General features: G+C 70.7%; 20 protein-coding genes. 12 read left to right on the top strand and 8 right to left on the bottom strand.

Annotation, left to right across the window (positions count from 1 at the left end; genetic code table 11):
* Positions 1-7: 7 nt before the first annotated feature.
* The 3 genes from CW359_RS03840 (at position 8) to CW359_RS03830 (ending at position 1,514) form a co-directional block, all read left to right on the top strand.
* Positions 8-649 carry a TetR/AcrR family transcriptional regulator gene (locus CW359_RS03840; protein WP_105968302.1) on the top strand — a complete coding sequence of 214 codons (642 nt, stop codon included), beginning with the start codon at positions 8-10 and terminating at the stop codon, positions 647-649.
* Between the two features lie 135 nt (positions 650-784).
* A complete protein-coding gene (locus CW359_RS03835; RefSeq protein ID WP_198655075.1) occupies positions 785-1,012 on the top strand; it encodes a DUF3107 domain-containing protein in 228 nt (75 codons plus the stop codon).
* 232 nt (positions 1,013-1,244) lie between these two features.
* Positions 1,245-1,514 carry a hypothetical protein gene (locus tag CW359_RS03830; protein ID WP_105968300.1) on the top strand — a complete coding sequence of 90 codons (270 nt, stop codon included), beginning with the start codon at positions 1,245-1,247 and terminating at the stop codon, positions 1,512-1,514.
* Between the two features lie 67 nt (positions 1,515-1,581).
* Here the strand turns inward: CW359_RS03830 and CW359_RS03825 are convergent, their stop codons facing one another.
* Entirely contained in the window at positions 1,582-2,352 is a 771-nt protein-coding gene (locus tag CW359_RS03825; RefSeq protein WP_408647448.1) for a ferritin-like fold-containing protein, read from the bottom strand.
* A gap of 479 nt (positions 2,353-2,831) precedes the next feature.
* Here CW359_RS03825 and CW359_RS03815 point away from each other — a divergent pair, with 479 nt between their 5' ends.
* Positions 2,832-5,507, top strand: coding sequence for a DEAD/DEAH box helicase (locus CW359_RS03815; RefSeq protein ID WP_105968297.1), 2,676 nt, complete (start codon positions 2,832-2,834; stop codon positions 5,505-5,507).
* Positions 5,508-5,993: 486 nt separating this feature from the next.
* The gene (locus CW359_RS03810; protein WP_105968296.1) at positions 5,994-6,884 is read left to right on the top strand and encodes an alpha/beta fold hydrolase; all 891 of its coding nucleotides are present in this window, start codon (positions 5,994-5,996) and stop codon (positions 6,882-6,884) included.
* 1 nt (position 6,885) lies between these two features.
* Here CW359_RS03810 and CW359_RS03805 read toward each other — a convergent pair whose 3' ends face one another.
* Entirely contained in the window at positions 6,886-7,806 is a 921-nt protein-coding gene (locus CW359_RS03805; RefSeq protein ID WP_105968295.1) for an NYN domain-containing protein, read from the bottom strand.
* 184 nt (positions 7,807-7,990) lie between these two features.
* Between CW359_RS03805 and CW359_RS03800 the strand changes: the two genes are divergently transcribed.
* A complete protein-coding gene (locus tag CW359_RS03800; protein WP_105968294.1) occupies positions 7,991-8,143 on the top strand; it encodes a hypothetical protein in 153 nt (50 codons plus the stop codon).
* A gap of 77 nt (positions 8,144-8,220) precedes the next feature.
* On the opposite strand, the gene CW359_RS03795 is transcribed toward CW359_RS03800, so the two are convergent.
* The 3 genes from CW359_RS03795 to CW359_RS03785 form a co-directional block, all read right to left on the bottom strand.
* Positions 8,221-8,826, bottom strand: a complete 606-nt coding sequence (locus tag CW359_RS03795) for a MarC family protein (RefSeq protein ID WP_105968293.1) — start codon at positions 8,824-8,826, stop codon at positions 8,221-8,223.
* A 125-nt stretch (positions 8,827-8,951) separates the two neighbouring features.
* The gene (locus CW359_RS03790) at positions 8,952-9,851 is read right to left on the bottom strand and encodes a PHP domain-containing protein (protein ID WP_105968292.1); all 900 of its coding nucleotides are present in this window, start codon (positions 9,849-9,851) and stop codon (positions 8,952-8,954) included.
* Positions 9,852-9,983: 132 nt separating this feature from the next.
* Positions 9,984-10,625, bottom strand: coding sequence for a DUF6758 family protein (locus CW359_RS03785; RefSeq protein WP_105968291.1), 642 nt, complete (start codon positions 10,623-10,625; stop codon positions 9,984-9,986).
* 163 nt (positions 10,626-10,788) lie between these two features.
* Here CW359_RS03785 and CW359_RS03780 point away from each other — a divergent pair, with 163 nt between their 5' ends.
* Positions 10,789-12,030 carry an MFS transporter gene (locus CW359_RS03780; protein ID WP_105968290.1) on the top strand — a complete coding sequence of 414 codons (1,242 nt, stop codon included), beginning with the start codon at positions 10,789-10,791 and terminating at the stop codon, positions 12,028-12,030.
* Positions 12,031-12,198: 168 nt separating this feature from the next.
* Here CW359_RS03780 and CW359_RS03775 read toward each other — a convergent pair whose 3' ends face one another.
* Entirely contained in the window at positions 12,199-12,795 is a 597-nt protein-coding gene (locus CW359_RS03775; RefSeq protein WP_105968289.1) for a suppressor of fused domain protein, read from the bottom strand.
* A 556-nt stretch (positions 12,796-13,351) separates the two neighbouring features.
* On the opposite strand from CW359_RS03775, the gene CW359_RS03770 reads away from it, so the two are divergent.
* Positions 13,352-14,467: a magnesium and cobalt transport protein CorA gene (locus CW359_RS03770; protein ID WP_105968288.1), complete on the top strand. Its 1,116-nt coding sequence runs from the start codon at positions 13,352-13,354 to the stop codon at positions 14,465-14,467.
* Between the two features lie 43 nt (positions 14,468-14,510).
* A complete protein-coding gene (locus CW359_RS03765) occupies positions 14,511-15,059 on the top strand; it encodes a hypothetical protein (protein WP_232838210.1) in 549 nt (182 codons plus the stop codon).
* Positions 15,060-15,144: 85 nt separating this feature from the next.
* On the opposite strand, the gene CW359_RS03760 is transcribed toward CW359_RS03765, so the two are convergent.
* A complete protein-coding gene (locus CW359_RS03760) occupies positions 15,145-15,852 on the bottom strand; it encodes a hypothetical protein (protein ID WP_198655082.1) in 708 nt (235 codons plus the stop codon).
* Between the two features lie 294 nt (positions 15,853-16,146).
* Between CW359_RS03760 and CW359_RS03755 the strand changes: the two genes are divergently transcribed.
* Genes CW359_RS03755 through CW359_RS03745 form a run of 3 tightly spaced genes read left to right on the top strand, consistent with a single transcriptional unit; the run spans position 16,147 to position 19,265 of the window.
* A complete protein-coding gene (locus CW359_RS03755) occupies positions 16,147-17,448 on the top strand; it encodes a magnesium transporter MgtE N-terminal domain-containing protein (RefSeq protein WP_105968286.1) in 1,302 nt (433 codons plus the stop codon).
* Positions 17,438-18,088 carry a DUF1003 domain-containing protein gene (locus CW359_RS03750; RefSeq protein WP_105968285.1) on the top strand — a complete coding sequence of 217 codons (651 nt, stop codon included), beginning with the start codon at positions 17,438-17,440 and terminating at the stop codon, positions 18,086-18,088. The genes CW359_RS03755 and CW359_RS03750 overlap by 11 nt, the downstream gene beginning before the upstream one ends.
* Positions 18,089-18,131: 43 nt before the next feature.
* Positions 18,132-19,265, top strand: a complete 1,134-nt coding sequence (locus CW359_RS03745) for an Mrp/NBP35 family ATP-binding protein (RefSeq protein WP_105968284.1) — start codon at positions 18,132-18,134, stop codon at positions 19,263-19,265.
* A gap of 130 nt (positions 19,266-19,395) precedes the next feature.
* Here CW359_RS03745 and CW359_RS03740 read toward each other — a convergent pair whose 3' ends face one another.
* A complete protein-coding gene (locus CW359_RS03740) occupies positions 19,396-20,055 on the bottom strand; it encodes a hypothetical protein (RefSeq protein ID WP_105968283.1) in 660 nt (219 codons plus the stop codon).
* Positions 20,056-20,164: the final 109 nt, after the last annotated feature.

Raw genomic sequence — 20,164 nt, 5'->3', positions numbered from 1 at the left:
AGGCGGCGTGACAGCCATCGAGCAAACTGAGGCGGCACGCCCGCGGGGCACGCGGTTGCCGCGTCGCGCCCGACGGAATCAGCTGCTGGGCGCCGCCCAGGAAGTGTTCGTGGCGCAGGGCTACCACTCCGCCGCGATGGACGACATCGCCGAACGGGCCGGCGTCAGCAAGCCGGTGCTCTACCAGCACTTCCCCGGCAAGCTCGACCTCTACCTCGCGCTGCTCGACCAGCACTGCGAGTCGCTGATCGAGTCGGTCCGTACGGCCCTGGCGTCGACCTCGGACAACAAGCAGCGCGTACGGGCGACGATGGACGCGTACTTCGCCTACGTGGAGGACGACGGCGGCGCCTTCCGGCTGGTCTTCGAGTCGGACCTGACGAACGAACCGGCCGTGCGCGAGCGTGTCGACAAGGTGACGAACGAGTGCGCGGAGGCGATCTGCGAGGTCATCGCGGAGGACACCGGCCTCTCGCGCCCGGAGTCGATGCTCCTGGCCTCCGGTCTCGGCGGCCTCTCCCAGGTGGTGGCGCGGTCCTGGCTGCACAGCGACCGCAGCGTCCCGCGCGACCAGGCGGTCCAGCTGCTGGCCTCGCTGGCCTGGCGCGGCATCGCCGGTTTCCCGCTGCACGGCACCGAGCACCACTGACCGCCCGTTTGTTCCCACCGGCTGTTCGCTCCTGGCGTTCCCGGGCGGAACATGTACGTCCCCTCACCGGGCTAATGTGTGCTGGGTACGGCGCGGACGCCCGCGCACTTCACTGACCGTCGGAGGGACATAGCCGTGGAGGTCAAGATCGGCGTGCAGCACGCGCCCCGCGAGATCGTTCTGGAGAGCGGTCAGAGCGCCGAGGAGGTCGAGCAGGCCGTCGCCGACGCGCTGGCCGGCAAGTCGACGCTCCTGAGCCTCGTGGACGACCACGGCCGCAAGGTCCTGGTACCGGCCGACCGCCTCGCGTACGTCGAGTTGGGCGAGCCGACGGTCCGCAAGGTGGGCTTCAGCGCGCTGTAGGACACGTTTCGGCACGTATTTCGGTACGTACACGGGTGGGGCCCGGCGGTTTCGAACCGCCGGGCCCTTTCCGTGTCCGTTTCCATGTCGTCCGTTTCCATGTCCATCTCGCGTCCCCGCTTCACAGGTTGACCACACGTCACCCTTACAAGGGGGTTGCTTCGAGCAGGTCACGGGTATGACGGGCTGTGAACGTCATACGAGGCAAGCAGGCTGTGGGAGGGACCCAGACATGTTCTTGGAAGCGCTCGGCTCCGCGATCCTCGGCCTCGCCCTGGCCTGGGCCGCGGCCCACCGCCTGCCCGACCGCCTCCCCACCCGCCCCCTGGTCCTGTCGACCGGCGTGGCCGGCGCCCTGTTCGGCGCGTTCCTCACGCACAGCGCGTTGAGTTCCGGCCACTTCCTGCTGATCCTGCTGGGCGCCACGGCGGTCTCGGCGGCGTCGGTATCCCTGCTGCTACGCCCTAAGGGCAGACTCCGCCGCTCATCGGCAACGGCGTAGGTACAGGCGCCCCAAAGGGGCGCGAGCGAACTGCGCGCCCAGCCACAACGACGCCGCAGACAAAAATCTAGGCGGCCAACCCCAACGCAGCCATCCGCTTGGTGTGCGCCTCAGTGATCCGCGAGAACATCCGCCCGACCTCGGCAAGGTCGAACCCGTCCGCCACGCCCCCGACGAGCATCGTCGACAGCGCGTCCCGGTCGGCGACCACCCGCTGCGACTGCGACAACGCCTCCCCCATCAGCCGCCGCGCCCACAGCGCGAGCCGCCCCCCAACGCGCGGCTCCGCGTCGATCGCCGCGCGCACCTTCTCGATGGCGAAGCTCGCGTGCCCGGTGTCGTCGAGGACCGCGAGGACCAGCCGACGGGTGTCCGCGTCGAGGCGGGCGGCGACCTCGCGGTAGAAGTCACTGGCGATCGAGTCGCCGACGTACGCCTTGACGAGCCCTTCCAGCCAGTCCGAGGGCGCGGTCTGCTTGTGGAAGCCGTCGAGCGCGGCGACGAACGGCTCCATCGCCTGGGTCGCGTCGGCGCCGATCTCGGTGAGACGGTCCCTGATCTGCTCGAAGTGGTGGAACTCCGCCGACGCCATCTTGGCCAGTTCCGACTTGTCGAGGAGCGTCGGCGCCAGCTTGGCGTCCTCGGCGAGGCGCTCGAACGCGGACAGTTCGCCGTACGCGAGCGCGCCGAGCAGGTCCACGACAGCGGCCCGGTACTGCGGGTCGGTGGCTGCCTGCGCCCAGTCCTGGGCGGCGACTCCGGTGGGTGCGGAGCCGGTGTCGGCCGCGGCTTCTGCGGGGTTTTCGGGGGTACCGGAGGCGTTGTCAGGCGTCGTCATGAAGCGCACAATAGCCCGCTGGCCGCAAGGCGGAAGTCCCTGCTCAATCAGTGTGACGACCACTACGTGACCGAATCGGCCATCGCATGTGCGCGATTCCGGGGTATGGTGGTAATGCGCCCGCTGAGTTGAAAGACGTATCTCGACGGGCCACACGAATGAGGATGCCCGGTCGGTGGCCCGATCGGCTCCGACCCGACAGCTCTCCTCGTCCGTACGGCACAGTGCGTACGGAATTCGGAGGGACCCTCAGCGGTACGAGCGCTCGAGCGTCGGCAGTGGTCCCGTGCCACTCGGCCCGCCCGTGAGGCGGCCGAAGTTCCCGGCCCGGTCCCGACACGACCCCCGCGCTCGCCTCGCACCGCGTACACAGAAGAGGCATTGCCCTGACTACGACTTTCCGGGATCTCGGAATTCTTCCCGAGACCGCCGAGGCGCTCGAAGCCGTCGGCATCATCACTCCCTTTCCCATCCAGGAGATGACGCTCCCCGTCGCCCTCACCGGCACGGACGTCATCGGCCAGGCCAAGACCGGCACCGGCAAGACGCTCGGCTTCGGGCTCCCGCTCCTTGAGCGCGTGACCGTCCCCGCCGACGTCGAGGCCGGCCGTGCCCAGCCCGAGCAGCTCACCGAGGCCCCGCAGGCACTCGTCGTCGTCCCGACGCGCGAGCTGTGCCAGCAGGTGACCAACGACCTGCTGACTGCGGGCAAGGTGCGTAACGTACGCGTGCTCGCCATCTACGGCGGCCGGGCCTACGAGCCGCAGGTCGAGGCGCTCAAGAAGGGCGTCGACGTCGTCGTCGGCACCCCGGGGCGGCTGCTCGACCTCGCGGGCCAGAAGAAGCTGAACCTCAAGCACGTCCGCGCGCTCGTCCTCGACGAGGCCGACGAGATGCTCGACCTGGGCTTCCTGCCCGACGTCGAGAAGATCATGAACATGCTGCCGGCCCGCCGTCAGACGATGCTGTTCTCGGCGACCATGCCGGGCGCCGTCATCGGTCTCGCCCGCCGCTACATGTCGCAGCCCACGCACATCCGCGCCGCCGCGCCGGACGACGAGGGCAAGACGGTCGCGAACACCGCGCAGTACGTCTACCGCGCGCACAACATGGACAAGCCCGAGCTGGTCGCCCGCATACTGCAGGCCGAGGGCAGGGGACTGGCCATGGTCTTCTGCCGTACGAAGCGCACCGCGGCCGACCTCGCCGACCAGCTCGCGCAGCGCGGCTTCGCCTCCGGCGCGGTCCACGGCGACCTCGGCCAGGGCGCCCGCGAGCAGGCGCTGCGCGCCTTCCGCAACGGCAAGGTCGACGTCCTCGTCTGCACGGACGTGGCGGCACGCGGTATCGACGTCGAGGGTGTCACGCACGTCATCAACTACCAGTCTCCCGAAGAGGAGAAGACGTACCTGCACCGCATCGGCCGTACGGGCCGCGCGGGTGCCAAGGGCATCGCGATCACACTGGTCGACTGGGACGACATCCCGCGCTGGCAGCTGATCAACAAGGCGCTGGAGCTGAACTTCAACGACCCGCCGGAGACGTACTCCACGTCCCCGCACCTCTTCGAGGAGCTGAGCATCCCGGTGGGCACCAAGGGTGTCCTGCCGCGCTCGGAGCGGACGCGCGCCGGTCTGAACGCCGAGGAGGTCGAAGACCTCGGCGAGACGGGCGGACGCGGTGGCCCGCGCGGTCGCGGCGGCCGTCCCGCCCCGGCGGCGGCCTCGGCGCCCACGTCGGAGCGCGAACGCCCGGCCCGTACGCCGCGCAGCCGCCGCCGCACCCGAGGCGGCGCCACGGCGGACGCACCGACGACCACTCCGGCCACTCCTCAGACCGGCGAGGCCGTCACCTCCCCGGACCAGCCCACGGAGCGCCGCACCCCGCGCCGCCGTCGCCGCACGCGCGGCGCAGCGGCGGAGCAGGTCACGACGGCTCCGACGCCGACGTTCGCAGAACCGCCGACGGAGGCTGTGGCGGCGGTCGCGACGGCGGAGGGTACGCAGCTGGCGGCCCCCGAGTCCACGGAGAAGCCGCGCCGCCGCCGCACCCGCAGGACGACGGAGCCGACGCAGGCCGCGACGACGACCACGACCGCTCCGGCGGAGATCGTGGCCGAGGTCACGGAGGTCGCCGAGGTTCAGCCCCGCCGCCGCACCCGCAAGGCGGCGGAGCCGACGCAGGCCGCGACCACGACCACGACCACTCCGGCGGAGATCGTGGCCGAGGTCACCGAGGTTCAGCCCCGGCGCCGTACGCGTAAGGCTGCCGAGCCGGTTGCCGAGGCCGTCGAGGCATCGGCCGTCGTCACGGAGGCCGTGGAGGCGACCGAGGCCAAGCCCCGCCGCCGGGCGGCGACCCGCAAGGCCGCCGAGTCCGTCGTGGCAGAGGCTGCCGAGGCCACCGAGGCTGTCGTGAAGACTCCGGCGCCCCGCCGGACGCGCAAGGCTGCGGTGGCCGCCGTGGACACGGTCGAGGCCGTCGAAGCGACCGAGGCCAAGCCGCGTCGGGCGACGCGCAAGGCGACTGCCGCCGAGGTGGTCGTCGACACCGCCGAGGCCGTCGAGGCGAAGCCCCGTCGCCGGACGACCCGCAAGGTCGCCGAGGCCCCGGTCGTCGTGGCGGAGCCGGAGACGGTCACCGTCCCGGAGCCGAAGCGCCGTGCGACGCGCAAGGCGACGGCACCGGCCGCGGAGGCCGCCGTGGACACCGCCGAGGGCGTCGAGGCCAAGCCGCGTCGCCGGACGACCCGTAAGGCCGCCGAGGCCCCGGTCGTCGTGGCGGAGGCGGAGGTCACGGAGGTGAAGCCGCCGCGCCGGACGCGCAAGGCGACGGCGGAGGTCGCTGTCGACACTGCCGAAGGTGTCGAGGCCAAGCCGCGCCGGACGACGACCGCCCGCAAGGTCGCGGAGGCCGTCGTGGACACCGTGGAGGCGACCGAGGCCAAGCCTCGCCGCCGTACCGCACGCAAGGCGGTCGAGGTCGTCGCCGACATCCCCGCGCAGGTCGCGGACGAGGCGGAGGCCAAGCCGCGTCGCCGGACCCGCAAGGCCGCCGAACCGGCGGTCGTGGTGGAGTCGGCGCCGGAGGCGACCGAAGCGAAGCCGCCTCGCCGCCGTGCGCCCCGCAAGACGACGGACACCGTGGAGGCCTGACCCCCACACCGGCAACACCCCGACGGCCCGGCCCACCTCCCCAGGTGGGCCGGGCCGTCGGGGTTCTCCGGGCCTTGGTTTTCTTCGCCCCCGCCGCCCCTACCCGTTCCCATCCCTGGGGACGGTGCCCCCAGACCCCCCTGGGTGGGTGGGTAAGGCTGGGGTGGGTGGGGGGTGGATCGGCCTTGACGGCCTCGTCCTCAAACGCCGGACGGGCTGAGTGGTGCCGGCCGTGGCTTGGGGGTGCGGGCCGTGGCTTGGGTTTCAGCGCAGGCCAGCATCTCCAGCCCGTCCGGCGTTTGAGGACGAGCGCGTTCAGCGCGATTGGCGGGGGTCTGGGGGCGCAGCCCCCCGAAGGATGGGAACGGGTAGGGGCGGCGGGGGCGAGGAAAAACCCTGCCCGCGCAGCCACCCACCACCCAAGCCCCCACCCCCCGGCCCACCTCCCCCGCATCCCCCCACACCCCCGCCGGATAACCTCGTCCCATGAGCAGGCCTGCCACCTTCACCCCGCCCCCCGGCGCCCGCGCCTACCCGCTGTCCACCGCGCGCGGCGAGTTCGCGGTCGTCGACGCCTCCGTCGGTGTCGGCGTCGCGGCGAAGGGGACCGTCCTGCTGCTGCCCGGGTTCACCGGCAGCAAGGAGGACTTCATCTCCCTGCACGAGCCGCTCGCCGCCCGCGGCTACCGCACCGTCGCCGTGGACGGCCGGGGCCAGTTCGAGTCCCCCGGCCCCCGGGACGACGAATCGGCGTACGCGCAGGGCGAGTTGGCGCAGGACGTGCTCGCCCAGGCGGCAGCAGTCGGCACCCCCGTGCACCTCGTCGGGCATTCGCTCGGCGGCCAGATCGCCCGGGCCGCCGTACTCCTGGACCACACCCCGTTCGTCTCCCTGACTCTCATCTCCTCGGGCCCGGCCCAGATCTCCGAGGCCCAGCAGCAGCGCGCGAAGCTCCTGCGGGACGCGCTCGCCGTGATGAGCATGGCCGACGTCTGGGAGGCCATCCAGGCCATGGACGACCCGCAGGCAGGCGGCGGCGACCTCGACTCGGTGGACGCCCTGGACGCCGGTCTCGACGACCGCGAGGATCTGCGCCGCCGCTGGATGGGCAACAGCCCGGCCCAACTCGTCGCCACGGGACGTCAGTTGTGCGCCGAGCCGGACCGGGTCGCGGAACTCGCCGCCGTACCGCTGCCCTTCCACGTCCTGTCCGGCGCGGAGGACGGCACCTGGGCCGTCCCCCTCCTCGACGACATGGCCGTACGACTGCGCGCGCACCGGACCGTCGTCGAGGGCGCCGAGCACTCCCCCAACACGGACCGCCCGCTGCAGACGGCCCGCGCCCTCGCCGACTTCTGGGACAGCCTCGTACCGTGACTCAGTACTGCGTCTGCAGGTGCTCCCAGAAGCCGTCCCGCAGCGCCCGCCGCAGTTCGGACTGGCCGCGCAGCGAGTACTGCAGCAGCCCCTCCGCCTCCACCAGCAGGTCCTGGTCGACGGAACCGGGCAGATACGGATGCCCGGGCAGCAGCTCGACCAGTGCCTCGCGCCCCCGCGCCGCCAGCCACTTCGCCGCGATCTGCGCGCCCACGAACCGCACGTCCTCGCGCGTGGGCCGCGCCCCCGCCGACGCCTCGTAGGACGCGGCCGTGCGCCGGGCGACGTACGGCTTGAAGAAGTCGAGGTCGAAGGTGCGCTGGCTGTCGACCTCCCAGAGCAGCGGCTCGGCCTGGTTGCGGCCCTCGGGCGCCTCGATGCCCCAGAGGTGGACCCGGGCCCCGTACCCCTGTGCCGCCTCGACCGCGGAGACCAGGTCCTCGTCGCCGCCGATGAGGGCCGCGTCGCTGATGGCGCGGTGCCGGGCGAGTGACTCCAGGTCGGTGCGGATGAGCGAGTCGACGCCCTTCTGCTGGTTGTTGGCGTTGAGGTTGCCCAGGCGCACCTTCACATCGGGAAGTTCCGCGATCGACTGCTGCTCGATGGTGTGGATGCGGCGCCGGGCGCCGTCGTACCAGTAGACCCGCAGCAGGCGGCTGTCCGCGAAGATCGTGCGGGCCTTGTCGATGAGCGCCTCGATGAGACCTTCCGCGTCCAGTTCGTAGGAGCGGCGGTCCTCGGTCCCGGCGACGAGCCGACCGGCCGCCGCGTACAGATACCCGGCGTCGACGAAGATCGCGTGTGTCGAGGGTGTCTTCGCCACCTCGGCGAGCATGCGATGGAGCAACTCGTTCGTACGGTCGATGCGGGCGCTCAGCTCAGCGTGATCGTCGTGGTCGTCGTCGTGGTCGTCGTTGTTCATATACCTCCATTGTCTCGGCGGTCACGCTTCGAACACAACCGGTCCCGGTCAGCTCTTACCCGACGGTAGTTAGACGTTCGAAAAATTTCTTTAGCGTAGGGAATGTTCGTAACACTCACGTAGTTGAGTAGTACGTAACCAAGTAGTTCTCCTCAGGAGGATGACCAGACGAAGGGAGAAGCCCATGCGCTTCGAAATCATGCGTCTCGACGACGTCGACGGCACCCCCGTGGACAGTACGGTCGTGGACGCCGCCTCCGTCAACCGGATCGTGCAGCAGGCAGCCGCCATAGGACAGCGCCTCTGGATCCGCCCGGCCGACAGCTCGGCCTCATAACGCGCGGACGACCCACCACACTTCAGAACCCCTGTACGGCACCGACGCCGTACAGGGGTTCTGCGTATGAGTGCGCGTCAGCTCTGCTGGACCACCTGGGTGACCCCGTTGATGATCTGCTGCACGGCGATGGCGGACAGCATCATCCCGGCGAGCCGCGTCACCAGGACCACGCCCCCGTCCTTGATGATCCGGATGATCACCAGCGAGTACCGCATCACCACCCACAGCACGACGTGCACGGCCAGGATCGCCGCCCACACCGACACCTGCATGGCCACGCCGTCCGCCTTCTGCACGGCCAGGATGACCGACACGATCGCCCCGGGCCCGGCGAGCAGCGGCATGCCGAGCGGTACGAGGGCGACGTTCACGTCCTTGGTCTGCTTGGGCTCGTCCGTCTTGCCGGTGAGCAGGTCGAGGGCGATCAGCAGGAGCAGCAGCCCGCCCGCGATCATCAGGGCGGGCACGGAGACATGCAGGTAGTCCAGGATCTGATGCCCGAGCAGCCCGAACACGGTGATCACACCGCCGGCCACACAGACGGCCTGGAACGCCATCCGCTTCTGCACCCGGGCGGGCCGCCCCGCGGTGAGCGCGAGAAAGATCGGGGTGATCCCAGGGGGATCCATGATGACGAAGAGGGTGAGGAAGAGCGAGCCGAAGACGGCGACGTCGAACATGGGTGGCGAGCCTTGCGTAGAAACGGGGATGAGGGAAGGGGGGAGGGAGGAACGAAGGAAACGAGGAGGGGGAGGGAGGAAGGGGGAGGGAGAGGACGTCGAGCGCGGAGGAGGCGGCTGCCTCCTCAGACGTCGGCCCGGGTTCCCGCTCCGGCTCCGGCTCCGGACCCCGCTCCGCCGGCCCCCGGCACCGGGAACGCCCCGGTCGCCCGCCGTGTGATCTCCCCGTACACCTCGGGGTCCGTCGTGTACTCGCCGAGCACGCACGTCTTGCGGCTGCCGTGGTAGTCGGAGGAGCCGGTGGCCAGCAGCCCCAGCTCCGCCGCGAGGCCGCGCAGCCGCGCGCGGGTCGCCGGTTCGTGGTCCATGTGGTCGACCTCGATGCCGTCGAGCCCGGCGGCGGCCAGCTCCGCGATCGCGGACTCCGGGACGGTCCGTCCCCGCTTGCTCGCGGCCGGATGCGCGAAGACGGCCACCCCGCCGGCCCCCTTGATCAGCCGCAGCGCCTCGAAGGGATCGGTCTCGTGCTTCGGTACGTAGGCCCGGGCGCCGTCCGCCAGCCAGTCCCCGGTGAAGGCGTCGTTCACGGTCGGTACGACGCCCAGCTCGACCAGCGCCGTCGCGACATGCGGTCGGCCCACGGAACCGTCACCGGCGATCCGCGCGACCTGCTCCCAGGTGATGGGCACGCCCAGTTCCCGGAGCTTGGCCACCATGCCCTGCGCTCGCGGCACCCGGTCGTCCCGCACCAGCTCCCGCTCGGCGAACAGCGCGGGCTCCTCGGGGTCGAACAGGTAGGCCAACATGTGCATGCTGACCCCGTCGAGCCGGCAGGACAGCTCGGCCCCGGTGACCAGCGTCAGCCCGGCGGGCAGGGCGGCGACGGCCTCGGCGTACCCCCGGGTCGTGTCGTGATCGGTCAGCGCGACGACGTCGAGCCCGGCGGCAGCGGCGTTGCGCACCAGTTCGGCCGGGGTGTCCGTCCCGTCGGAGGCCGTGGAGTGACAGTGCAGATCGATGCGCACGGTACGGACTCCAACGACTGAGGGTGCCAAGAGGGACGCCCCAGCATAACGGGCCCGTCTTTGCCTCTAGGGGTGCGGGGAACGGCGCGAGAAGCCCCACCGACCCACACCCGACAACGAACCGCCAGCCCCCTACGGCTGCATCAACCGAGGCGACAACGCCCCACAAGGCACCAGCTCGACCTCGGCCCCCGCATCCCGCAGATCCGTGAGCACCAGCTCGTCATACATCAGCAACCCCGACTGCTCGGGCCACACAACCGCCCACAACCACAACCCCAGCGCCTCCCCCGCGAACACCGCCCGGTCGTCGGGCCCGCCCGCGACATGCCACAACGGAGTCGGCCGCCCCGCCGCCAGCACCTTCGCCTCGGCCGGTTTCTCGACGTTCATGTACGGCCCCGGGTCGGGCCCGTCGATGCCCGCGTAGCGCGCGCCGAGGCCGACGCCGAGTTCCTCCGCGACCAGGATCAGCTCGCCCATGCCGCCGAGCGGACCGGGACCCGTACAGGCCACCGCCGTCGCACGGCCGCCGCTGCGGTCGTCGCCCGCGCAGCCCACGCCCGTGAAGAGCCAGCCGACCGGCAGCGGCCACGGCATCCACACCGGCACCTGGGTGCGGTGCACGACGACACTGAGGGCCTCGACGCTCGGCGGGATCACGGGCTGCAGCGGATGCACCGTCCCGTGCGCATCGCACTGCCAGGAGTCGGCAAAGAGTCCGGGAGCCCTGACCCGGCCACCACACTTCGGGCAACTGGGTTCGCCCCTCATAGGGCCCCACGGTCCTCCCCGTCCTCCCTCCCGTCAAGGACGATCACCCGTCCGGAGTGACAGGTTTCCACCGTTTCCACCAACCGAAACTAGATGTAGCTTGCATTAATTAGCCACTCTAACTTACTATGTGCATACACCAACGATCCCTCGGGGAGCAGACATGCACAGCAGCACGGAAGGCGCGACGGAAACGACAGGCCCGGAAAGCCTCCTCCGGCAGCCGAAGGCCGTCTGGGCGACCGCCGGCGCGTCCGTCGTCGCCTTCATGGGCATCGGGCTCGTCGACCCGATCCTCCCGTCCATCGCCAAGGGCCTGGACGCCACGGCCGGTCAGGTCTCCCTCCTCTTCACCTCGTACTTCCTGATCACCGCCGTGGCCATGCTGGTCACCGGCTTCGTCTCCAGCCGGATCGGCGGCCGGAAGACCCTCCTGCTCGGCCTCGCCCTCGTCGTGGTCTTCGCGGGCCTGGCCGGCACCTCGGGCTCGGTCGCCGAACTGGTCGGCTTCCGGGCCGGCTGGGGCCTCGGCAACGCGCTCTTCGTCTCGACGGCCCTCGCGGTCATCGTCGGCGCGGCGGCCGGCGGCAGCGCGGCGGCGATCCTGCTCTACGAGTCCGCCCTGGGCCTCGGCATGGCGTGCGGCCCCCTGCTCGGCGCACTGCTCGGCAACGCCAGCTGGCGCTACCCCTTCTTCGGTACCGCGTTCCTGATGGCCGTCGGCTTCCTGTGCATCACGGTGTTCCTCAAGGAGCAGCCGAAGCCGGCACAGAAGACCTCGCTGCTCGACCCGATCAAGGCGCTCGGGCACGGCGGACTGGCCTCGGCGGCGGTCTCGTCCTTCTTCTACAACTACACGTTCTTCACCGTGCTGGCCTTCACCCCGTTCGTGCTCGACATGACGCCGTACCGCTCGGGCGCCGTGTTCTTCGCCTGGGGCCTGCTGCTGGCCGTGTCGTCGGTACTGGTCGCACCCCGGCTGCAGCGGCGGTTCGGTTCGCTGCCGGTGCTCGGCGGCTCGCTGGTGCTGCTCGCCGCCGACGTGCTCGTCCTCGGCTACGGCAGCCACACCGTCGCCGTCGTCTGCACGATCCTGTCCGGCGCGTTCATCGGCGTGAACAACACGGTGTACACGGAGCTGGCGCTGGGCGTCTCGGACGCGCCTCGGCCGGTGGCGAGCGCGGGGTACAACTTCGTGCGGTGGTTCGCCGCGGCTGCGGCGCCGTATTTCGCGCCGAAGATCGAGGGGTGGTCGGACGTGCACATGCCGTTCGTGGTGGCGGCGGTTACGGCTGTGCTCGGTGCGGTGGTTGTTGTTGTGCGGCGGGGGTCGCTTACGCGTGAGGTGGCGGAGCTGGAGGTTCGGCACGCTGCGGAGGACGGTGTGGGCGTCTTTGCTCGCTGAGGGTGGTTGTTCGTCTGCGGGCCCGTGGGGGCTGGTCGCGCCCACGCGGCGGAGCCGCACATGGATACAGCCCCGCGCCCCCAAAGGCCAAAAGCAGGGCGTTGCCCAACTGGCTTCTTCCAAGGGGGCGTTGGTGATGTCTGTCACTCCGGGGTCAGAAGTAAGGGGTCAGTCCAGGGGGACGGACTTTCGGCCCGGGTCGCGTAGGTCCGTTCCGTTGGTGAGCCAGCGTTCCTGGAGGGCCTGGGCGCCGTGGACGCGTTTCCAGGCGGCCTCGTTCGGGGTCATCGGGAGCAGGGGGAGGAAGTGGACGGGGTCCATGGGCTCGTCCAGTTCCAGGTCCTCGACCAGGCCGCCCGGTTCCGCGACCAGGACCGAGGTGAAGGGCGCCCCGGGCCACAGCGGCTCCCCTACGTCGAGCGAGGCGCCGGGGGCCACGATCAAGCCCTCGACCTGCGGGGACGCGGCGAGGATCGCGAGGGGGCGCAGCACCTTGTCGGTGTCGGCGAGGCCGGCCCGGACGGAGATGACCAGTTCCGCGCGCGGGCCCTTCACCGGGTCGGCGAGCACCGCGGTGGGGTCGGCCATCGGCTGCGCGGACATGCCGAGGGTGGCGTAGCGGACGATCTCCCCGTCCCGGTCGCGGTCCTGGAAGCGCAGCACCTCGACCCGGTCCGTACCGAGGAAGGTGACCGCGGCGCGCGCGTCCGGTTCGCCCAGTGTCGTACGCAACCGGGCCTCGACCAGAGGAAGAACATCAGCCATGCGGCGAGCATAGAACTCGTCAGTTGCGGGCAAACGCGCACCTTGACAGTTCCGTCGGCTGTTACCCTTGGCCGGGTTCGGGGCAGCACGCAGAAGCGCCGCTATCGAGTTCCGACACCGCTGAAGTTCCCCCTAGGGGGCTCCCCTTGAAGCCGAAGGGGAATGGATCGTCCCTCACGAGGGACCGGCCGGAGGAGGTGGGGCTGCAATGGATCGAAGTCATCCGTGCAGTAGCACCCGCTCTTCCGCCCGCTGATGTAGTTGCTCCGACCGCTCCCCCGCTGGGCTGTCACCTCTCGCAGCGCATCGCATCGCACCACGTCACATGCGCGTCATCGCGGAAGAGCACTTGGTTTCGTTTGCCCAATCCATGCGATTTGCCCGATCCATGTGATCTGCGTCAGTTCTGAATCAGCAGCGAAGCTCACCACCGCGACGGTGCGGTGCTCCCCGCTTTGTGGACGTGCCAAACATCCTCAGTCAGGACGTCCCCATTCCGGGTAGTTCCAGTCGTTGTCGGCGGTTTTTCGTTGCGTGTCGCGAAGGAGCCTGCCACATGTCGATGATCCACAACCTGCGTGCCGCGGTCCGCCCGTCCCGTCCGTCCCTGCGCAAGGAGAGCGGCTCCTACGACACCACGCGCGACCCCTCGACCCCCTCGGCCGTCGTCGACTGCGGCATCTACCGCGACGGCGCCCGCGTCCAGACCTCGAAGGCGCTGACCCCTCACGAGGCGATGCGCAAGGTCCGCCGGGACGGCGGCTTCGTGTGGATCGGGCTGCACGAGCCGACGGAGGCCGAATTCTCGGGTATCGCCAGCGAGTTCGGGCTCCACCCGCTCGCCGTCGAGGACGCCATCCAGGCCCACCAGCGGCCCAAGCTGGAGCGGTACGACGACACGCTCTTCACCGTCTTCAAGACCATCCACTACGTCGACCACGCCGAACTCACCGCGACCAGCGAGGTCGTGGAGAGCGGCGAGGTGATGTGCTTCACCGGCCGGGACTTCCTCATCACCGTCCGGCACGGCGGCCAGGGCTCCCTGCGCGCGCTGCGCCACCGCCTCCAGGACGACCCGGAGCTGCTCGCCAAGGGCCCCTCCGCCGTGCTGCACGCCATCGCCGACCATGTCGTCGACGGCTACGTCGCGGTCGCGGACGCCATGCAGGACGACATCGACGAGGTCGAGACGGAGGTGTTCTCGCCGGGCCGCAAGGGCACCCCGCGCGGTACCGACGCCGGCCGGATCTACCAGCTCAAGCGGGAGGTCCTGGAGTTCAAGCGGGCGGTCTCGCCGCTGCTGCGGCCCATGCAGCTGCTGAGCGAGCGCCCGATGCGGCTGATCGACCCCGACATCCAGAAGTACTTCCGCGATGTCGCCGACCACCTCGCCCGGGTCCAGGAGCAGGTGATCGGCTTCGACGAGCTGCTCAACTCGATCCTCCAGGCCAACCTCGCGCAGGCGTCGGTCGCGCAGAACGAGGACATGCGGAAGATCACGTCCTGGGCCGCGATCATCGCCGTACCGACGATGGTGTGCGGGGTCTACGGCATGAACTTCGACTACATGCCCGAGCTGCACTGGAAGTTCGGCTACCCGGTCGTCATGACGGCCATGGTGGGCCTGTGTGTCACCATCCACCGCACGCTGAAGCGCAACGGCTGGCTGTGACGGGGGGCTGGTGGCGGCGGGCGTCGTCGTTACTCTTCTGCCCATGACGCCCATGACGCCCATGACGCCCACGACGCCCGGCACTGACCCGCTGCTCGACCGCGCCCTCGTCGAGGAGGCCACCAAGAAGTCCGGCCTCGTCTGGGTCGAGGGCCCCGCCGGGCCGTCCCGCGCGCTGTGGCACGTCTGGCACGAGGGCGCGGCCGTCCTGGTCGGCGACGGGCCCGGGGAGCAGCCGTTGCCGGGGCTCTCCGACGGGGTGGAGGCGGAGGTCACCGTGCGCAGCAAGGACAAGGGCGGGCGGTTGGTGGTGTGGGCGGCGACGGTCGCGGAGCTGGTTCCCCGGTCTCCGGAGTGGGAGGCGGCTGTCGGCGAGCTGAAGGGGAAGCGGTTGAACGCGCCCGACGGTGAGGCGATGGTGGATCGGTGGGCGCGGGAATGCCGGGTGGTGCGGTTGGCTCCGCGCGCGGGGGGCTTGCGCCCGCTGCCGGAGGGGTCGTTGGCCGCGCCGCCGGTGCCTACGTCGGCGACTACGCGGTCGCCGGTCCCTGCGAGTGTGCCGCGGCTGCTGTTCCGGAAACGGCGGGGGTAGTTCGTCCGGTGCGGCTGGGTGGGGGCTGGTCGCGCAGTTCCCCGCGCCCCTTATGGGGGGGCGTAGCCCCCCCATACCCCCCTATTTAAGAACTGGGGAGTTGCTGACCGTAGTCCACCGTCTCGTTCTTCTTCGGTTCTTCCAACACGAAGTCCTTGCCCCAGTCGCTCAGCAGCAGCGTGCCCGCGCCGCCCGCGCGGACCAGGCGCAGGGGGTACGGGGAGCCCTCCAGGGAGACGTCCAGGGTGCCGCCGTCGCCCTTGTCGCCGGTGATGCGGATCGTGCGGGTGCCCGACTGGTCGTGGTGGCCGTCCGTCGCGAGGCTGCCGTGGAGGGTGAGGAGGCCGTCCAGGAGGACGTCCTTGTCGGTGAAGCCGCTGAACTTCTTGTACGACGGATCGCCCGTCGGCACCTTCACGAACAGGCCCCCGAGCTTCTTCGCGGCTGCCGCGTCCGACTCGCTGTCCTCGGCCTTGCCGGTGCTCTCGTGGGTCCAGAACTCGGCGTCCGCCTTCAGGAACAGGTGCTCGCCGACCCGCAGCAGCCGGAACGTCGACCCCTTCGCGGTGACCGAGCCGGTGCCGCCGTCGTCCTTGAGGCGCATGTCCAGGGTGTACGTCGTCCCATTGGTGACCACGGTCCCGGAGAGCCGTACGGCGTCGGCGGACTCGGCGGCCGTACGGGTCTTCGTCTGGATGGTGTCGGCGGGCAGCTTGCCGACGCCGTTCGTGCCCTCGTCCGGGTCGGCACCGCATCCCGTCAGTCCTGTCCCCGTCACGGCCAGGGCGCACATCGCGCCCACCAGTCCGGCGCTGCGGGTACGGCCACGGGGGTTCGCAGACACAGGTGGGGCTGCCTCTCGTACGGGTGTCCTGGGCGGTCTGGACGGCAGCGTACCGGTGCCGCCGGGCCCCGACGGAGCCAGTCCGTCCGGACCCCCCACCAGGGCGGAGGCGAACCGGACGGGCTAGCCTGAAGCGCATCCGAGCAGGCAATTCGGATACCCGCGGACACAAGCCGACGCGCTCCCGCGAGCGCACACCGAGACAGCCAGGACAGCCCAGACAACCGGGACAGGAGGCACAGTATGGCCGCGGCCTCGCCCCGCGTCTTCGTCTCGCACCTCGCCGGTACGGCCGTCTTCGACCCGAACGGCGACCAGGTGGGCCGCGTCCGCGACCTCGTCGCCATGCTCCGCGTCAGCCACCGCCCGCCCCGGCTGCTCGGCCTGGTCGTCGAACTCACCACCCGGCGCCGCGTCTTCATGCCCATGACCCGCGTCACCGGCATCGAGTCGGGCCAGGTCGTCACGACGGGCGTGCTGAACGTCCGGCGCTTCGAGCAGCGCCCCACCGAGCGCCTCGTCCTCGGCGAACTCCTCGACCGGCGCGTCACCCTGAACGAGACCGGCGAGGAGGTCACCGTCCTGGACGTGGCGGTACGACAGCTGCCGGCCCGCCGGGACTGGGAGATCGAGCGGGTCTTCGTACGGAAGAAGGGCCGCGGCGGAGCCTTCCGGCGCAACACCGGCGAGACACTGACCGTCGACTGGTCGGCTGTCACCGGGTTCTCCCTGGAGGAGGACGGACAGGGCGCCGAGAGCCTCCTCGCCACCTTCGAGCAGCTGCGCCCCGCCGACCTCGCGAACGTCCTGCATCACCTGTCGCCCAAGCGGCGCGCCGAGGTGGCCGCCGCTCTCGACGACGACCGGCTGGCCGACGTACTCGAAGAGCTGCCCGAGGACGATCAGATCGAGATCCTCGGGAAGCTCAAGGAGGAGCGCGCCGCCGACGTCCTGGAGGCGATGGACCCGGACGACGCGGCCGACCTCCTCGGCGAGCTGCCCGAGGCCGACCAGGAACGGCTGCTGAGCCTCATGCAGCCCTCCGACGCGGCCGACATGCGCCGCCTGATGGCCTACCGCGAGGACACGGCGGGCGGGCTGATGACGACCGAGCCGATCGTCCTGCGGCCCGACGCGACCGTCGCCGACGCGCTGGCCCGCATCCGCGAGCCCGACCTCTCCCCGGCGCTGGCCGCCCAGGTATACGTGTGCCGGCCGCCCGACGAGACGCCGACCGGCAAGTACCTGGGCGCCGTCCACTTCCAGCGGCTGCTGCGCGACCCGCCGTACACCCTGGTCGGCTCGCTCGTCGACGACGACCTGCAGCCGCTCTCCCCGGACGCCGAACTGCCGGTCGTCGCCGGGTTCTTCGCGACGTACGACATGGTGGCGGCGCCGGTGGTCGACGAGAGCGGGTCGCTGCTGGGCGCGGTGACCGTGGACGACGTACTCGACCACATGCTGCCCGAGGACTGGCGGGAGACCGAGTTCCACCTCGACGAGGCCGTGCCCCCGGCCGGGGAGGGCGGTACGCATGGCTCCTGAGCGCGAGTCCGGCGCACGCGAGCGCGCGGCCGGCGGTGCCACGGCCGGCGGCCGGTCCCGGGTCCGGCTCGACCAGCCGCGCGCGCCTCGGCGCCGGCTGCTGCCCGAGTACGACCCGGAGGCCTTCGGACGGCTTTCCGAACGCATCGCGCGCTTCCTGGGGACCGGGCGGTTCATCGTCTGGATGACGGTCGTCATCATCCTGTGGGTGGTGTGGAACGTGAGCGCGCCGCGTGACCTGCGCTTCGACCACTACCCGTTCATCTTCCTGACGCTGATGCTGTCCCTCCAGGCGTCCTACGCGGCCCCGCTGATCCTGCTCGCGCAGAACCGGCAGGACGACCGCGACCGCGTCAACCTCGAACAGGACCGCAAGCAGAACGAGCGGTCGATCGCCGACACCGAGTACCTGACCCGCGAGATCGCCTCCCTGCGCGCCGGGCTCGGCGAGGTCGCGACCCGGGACTGGATCCGATCGGAGCTGCAGGACCTGGTCAAGGAGCTGGAGGAACGGTACGAGGAGCGGTACGAGGGACGGCACGCCGACGGGCCTCCCGAGCGTCGTTCCGAGCGCCGTTCCGGAGGACCCGGTGTATTCCCGGCGGAACGGCCGCGGGGGCGTGACGTAGAAGACCGGTGACGGGCTTTCCGGGGGCTGTGCGCGGCGCCGTACCATCGTGGTTATGGCTACGGAAGACGCGGTGCGTGAAGCACTGGCGACGGTGAACGACCCCGAGATCCAGCGACCCATCACCGAGCTGGGGATGGTGAAGTCGGTGGTCGTCGGCGCGGACGGGGCGGTCGCGGTCGCCGTGTACCTGACGGTCTCCGGCTGCCCGATGCGCGACACGATCACGAAGAACGTGACGGAGGCGGTCTCGCGGGTCGAGGGCGTCACGCGCGTCGACGTCGAACTGGACGTCATGAGCGACAACCAGCGCAAGGATCTGGCGTCCGCCCTGCGCGGCGGCCAGGCCGACCGCGAGGTCCCCTTCGCCAAACCGGGCTCCCTCACGCGCGTGTACGCGATCGCGTCCGGCAAGGGCGGGGTCGGCAAGTCGTCGGTCACCGTCAACCTGGCGGCGGCGATGGCGGCCGACGGTCTCAAGGTGGGCGTGGTCGACGCCGACATCTACGGCCACAGCGTGCCGCGCATGCTGGGCGTCGAGGGGCTCCCGACCCAGGTCGAGAACATGATCATGCCGCCGTCCTCGCACGGCGTGAAGGTCATCTCCATCGGTATGTTCACCCCGGGCAACACCCCGGTCGTCTGGCGCGGCCCGATGCTCCACCGGGCCCTCCAGCAGTTCCTGGCGGACGTGTACTGGGGCGACCTGGACGTCCTGCTCCTGGACCTCCCGCCGGGCACGGGCGACATCGCGATCTCCGTCGCCCAGCTGGTCCCGAACGCCGAGATCCTGGTCGTGACGACGCCTCAGCAGGCGGCTGCCGAGGTGGCCGAGCGGGCGGGTGCCATCGCCGTACAGACCCACCAGAAGATCGTCGGCGTGGTCGAGAACATGGCGGGCCTGCCCTGCCCGCACTGCGGCGAGATGGTCGACGTCTTCGGCACGGGCGGCGGCCAGAGCGTCGCCGACGGCCTCACCCGCACCACCGGGGCGTCGGTCCCGGTCCTCGGCTCCATCCCGATCGACGTCCGCCTCCGCGAGGGCGGCGACGACGGCCGCCCGGTCGTCCTGACCGACCCGGACTCCCCGGCGGGCGCGGCACTGCGCGGCATCGCCGGAAAGCTGGGGGGACGCCAGCGGGGCCTCGCGGGACTGTCGCTGGGGATCACTCCGAGGAACAAGTTCTGAGAGACCTCAGCCGGGGCTTTTGCTTTTAGGGGCGCGGGGAACTGCGCGACCAGCCACGACGGCGCAGCACCCGCCACACAACCCCACACCCCACAACGGAGGGGCGCCCCAAACAAACGGCGCCCCTCCTTCACTCGTACACGCCAATATCCTTGATCACGGCGAAGCCAAGACCGTACGCACTCATCCCCCGCCCGTACGCCCCCACATGCACACCCTCCTGCGTCGACCCGGCCAGCACCCAGCCGAACTCGGACTCGCGGTAGTGGAAGGGCGTGGGCACGCCGTCGACCGGCAGGGACAGCGTGGACCAGTCGGAACCGCCGAGATCGTCCGCGAGGACCCACGCCGTCTCCGTCTGCTGGTCCAGCCAGTCGTCCCGGAGGGTGTGGTCCATCTGCCCGGGCCAGGTGAAGGACAGCAGCCCCACACCGGCCAGCCAGGCCGCCGAGGACACCGAGGTGGCCTCCAGCAGCCCCGTGCCGTCCGCACTTCGCCGTACGGGGTTGGCGGCCACGGTGACGACCACCGCGAACCGGTCCTTGTCCTCCCCCATCGCCTCGTGCCTTATGGAGGGTTCGTCACCGTGCCCGATCGAACCGTGCTCGACGGCGCCGTCGGCCGCCGTACCCACCTGCATCAGCCAGCGCTGTCCCGTGAAGGCCTCGTCGAGGCCGTACCAAGGGAAGGGCGCCAGCAGATAGCCGTCGACCGTGCGCCGGGCGGAGGGGACAGGTTGTCCGCCCTCCGCGGCCGGCGCCTGCGCGCCCACCCGACTTGTCGTCTCCATGTACCCGGACGCCTCCTCGTTCTCGTCGGCCCGGGCGGCCCGCCCCCCTTCGGGCGGCGTTGCCCGCTGATGTACGGCCCCACAACAACTCGGCAGCATATCCACAGCG

It is taken from the genome of Streptomyces geranii (assembly GCF_002954775.1).
GTDB lineage: Bacteria > Actinomycetota > Actinomycetes > Streptomycetales > Streptomycetaceae > Streptomyces > Streptomyces geranii.
The sequence above is the reverse complement of the archived record's forward strand: the minus strand, read 5'-3'. Positions and strand labels throughout refer to the sequence as shown.

What these genes read in the sequence shown, in the direction of transcription:
- CW359_RS03765 (WP_232838210.1), top strand. Translation starts at nt 14,511, where the DNA reads ATGACGCCCATGACGCCCATGACGCCCACGACGCCCGGCACTGACCCG.
- CW359_RS03770 (WP_105968288.1), top strand. Translation starts at nt 13,352, where the DNA reads ATGTCGATGATCCACAACCTGCGTGCCGCGGTCCGCCCGTCCCGTCCG.
- CW359_RS03825 (WP_408647448.1), bottom strand. Translation starts at nt 2,352, where the DNA reads ATGACGACGCCTGACAACGCCTCCGGTACCCCCGAAAACCCCGCAGAA.
- CW359_RS03795 (WP_105968293.1), bottom strand. Translation starts at nt 8,826, where the DNA reads ATGTTCGACGTCGCCGTCTTCGGCTCGCTCTTCCTCACCCTCTTCGTC.
- CW359_RS03810 (WP_105968296.1), top strand. Translation starts at nt 5,994, where the DNA reads ATGAGCAGGCCTGCCACCTTCACCCCGCCCCCCGGCGCCCGCGCCTAC.
- CW359_RS03805 (WP_105968295.1), bottom strand. Translation starts at nt 7,806, where the DNA reads ATGAACAACGACGACCACGACGACGACCACGACGATCACGCTGAGCTG.
- CW359_RS03815 (WP_105968297.1), top strand. Translation starts at nt 2,832, where the DNA reads ATGACGCTCCCCGTCGCCCTCACCGGCACGGACGTCATCGGCCAGGCC.
- CW359_RS03800 (WP_105968294.1), top strand. Translation starts at nt 7,991, where the DNA reads ATGCGCTTCGAAATCATGCGTCTCGACGACGTCGACGGCACCCCCGTG.
- CW359_RS03745 (WP_105968284.1), top strand. Translation starts at nt 18,132, where the DNA reads ATGGCTACGGAAGACGCGGTGCGTGAAGCACTGGCGACGGTGAACGAC.
- CW359_RS03785 (WP_105968291.1), bottom strand. Translation starts at nt 10,625, where the DNA reads ATGAGGGGCGAACCCAGTTGCCCGAAGTGTGGTGGCCGGGTCAGGGCT.
- CW359_RS03830 (WP_105968300.1), top strand. Translation starts at nt 1,245, where the DNA reads ATGTTCTTGGAAGCGCTCGGCTCCGCGATCCTCGGCCTCGCCCTGGCC.
- CW359_RS03775 (WP_105968289.1), bottom strand. Translation starts at nt 12,795, where the DNA reads ATGGCTGATGTTCTTCCTCTGGTCGAGGCCCGGTTGCGTACGACACTG.
- CW359_RS03740 (WP_105968283.1), bottom strand. Translation starts at nt 20,055, where the DNA reads ATGGAGACGACAAGTCGGGTGGGCGCGCAGGCGCCGGCCGCGGAGGGC.
- CW359_RS03755 (WP_105968286.1), top strand. Translation starts at nt 16,147, where the DNA reads ATGGCCGCGGCCTCGCCCCGCGTCTTCGTCTCGCACCTCGCCGGTACG.
- CW359_RS03750 (WP_105968285.1), top strand. Translation starts at nt 17,438, where the DNA reads ATGGCTCCTGAGCGCGAGTCCGGCGCACGCGAGCGCGCGGCCGGCGGT.
- CW359_RS03760 (WP_198655082.1), bottom strand. Translation starts at nt 15,852, where the DNA reads ATGTGCGCCCTGGCCGTGACGGGGACAGGACTGACGGGATGCGGTGCC.
- CW359_RS03780 (WP_105968290.1), top strand. Translation starts at nt 10,789, where the DNA reads ATGCACAGCAGCACGGAAGGCGCGACGGAAACGACAGGCCCGGAAAGC.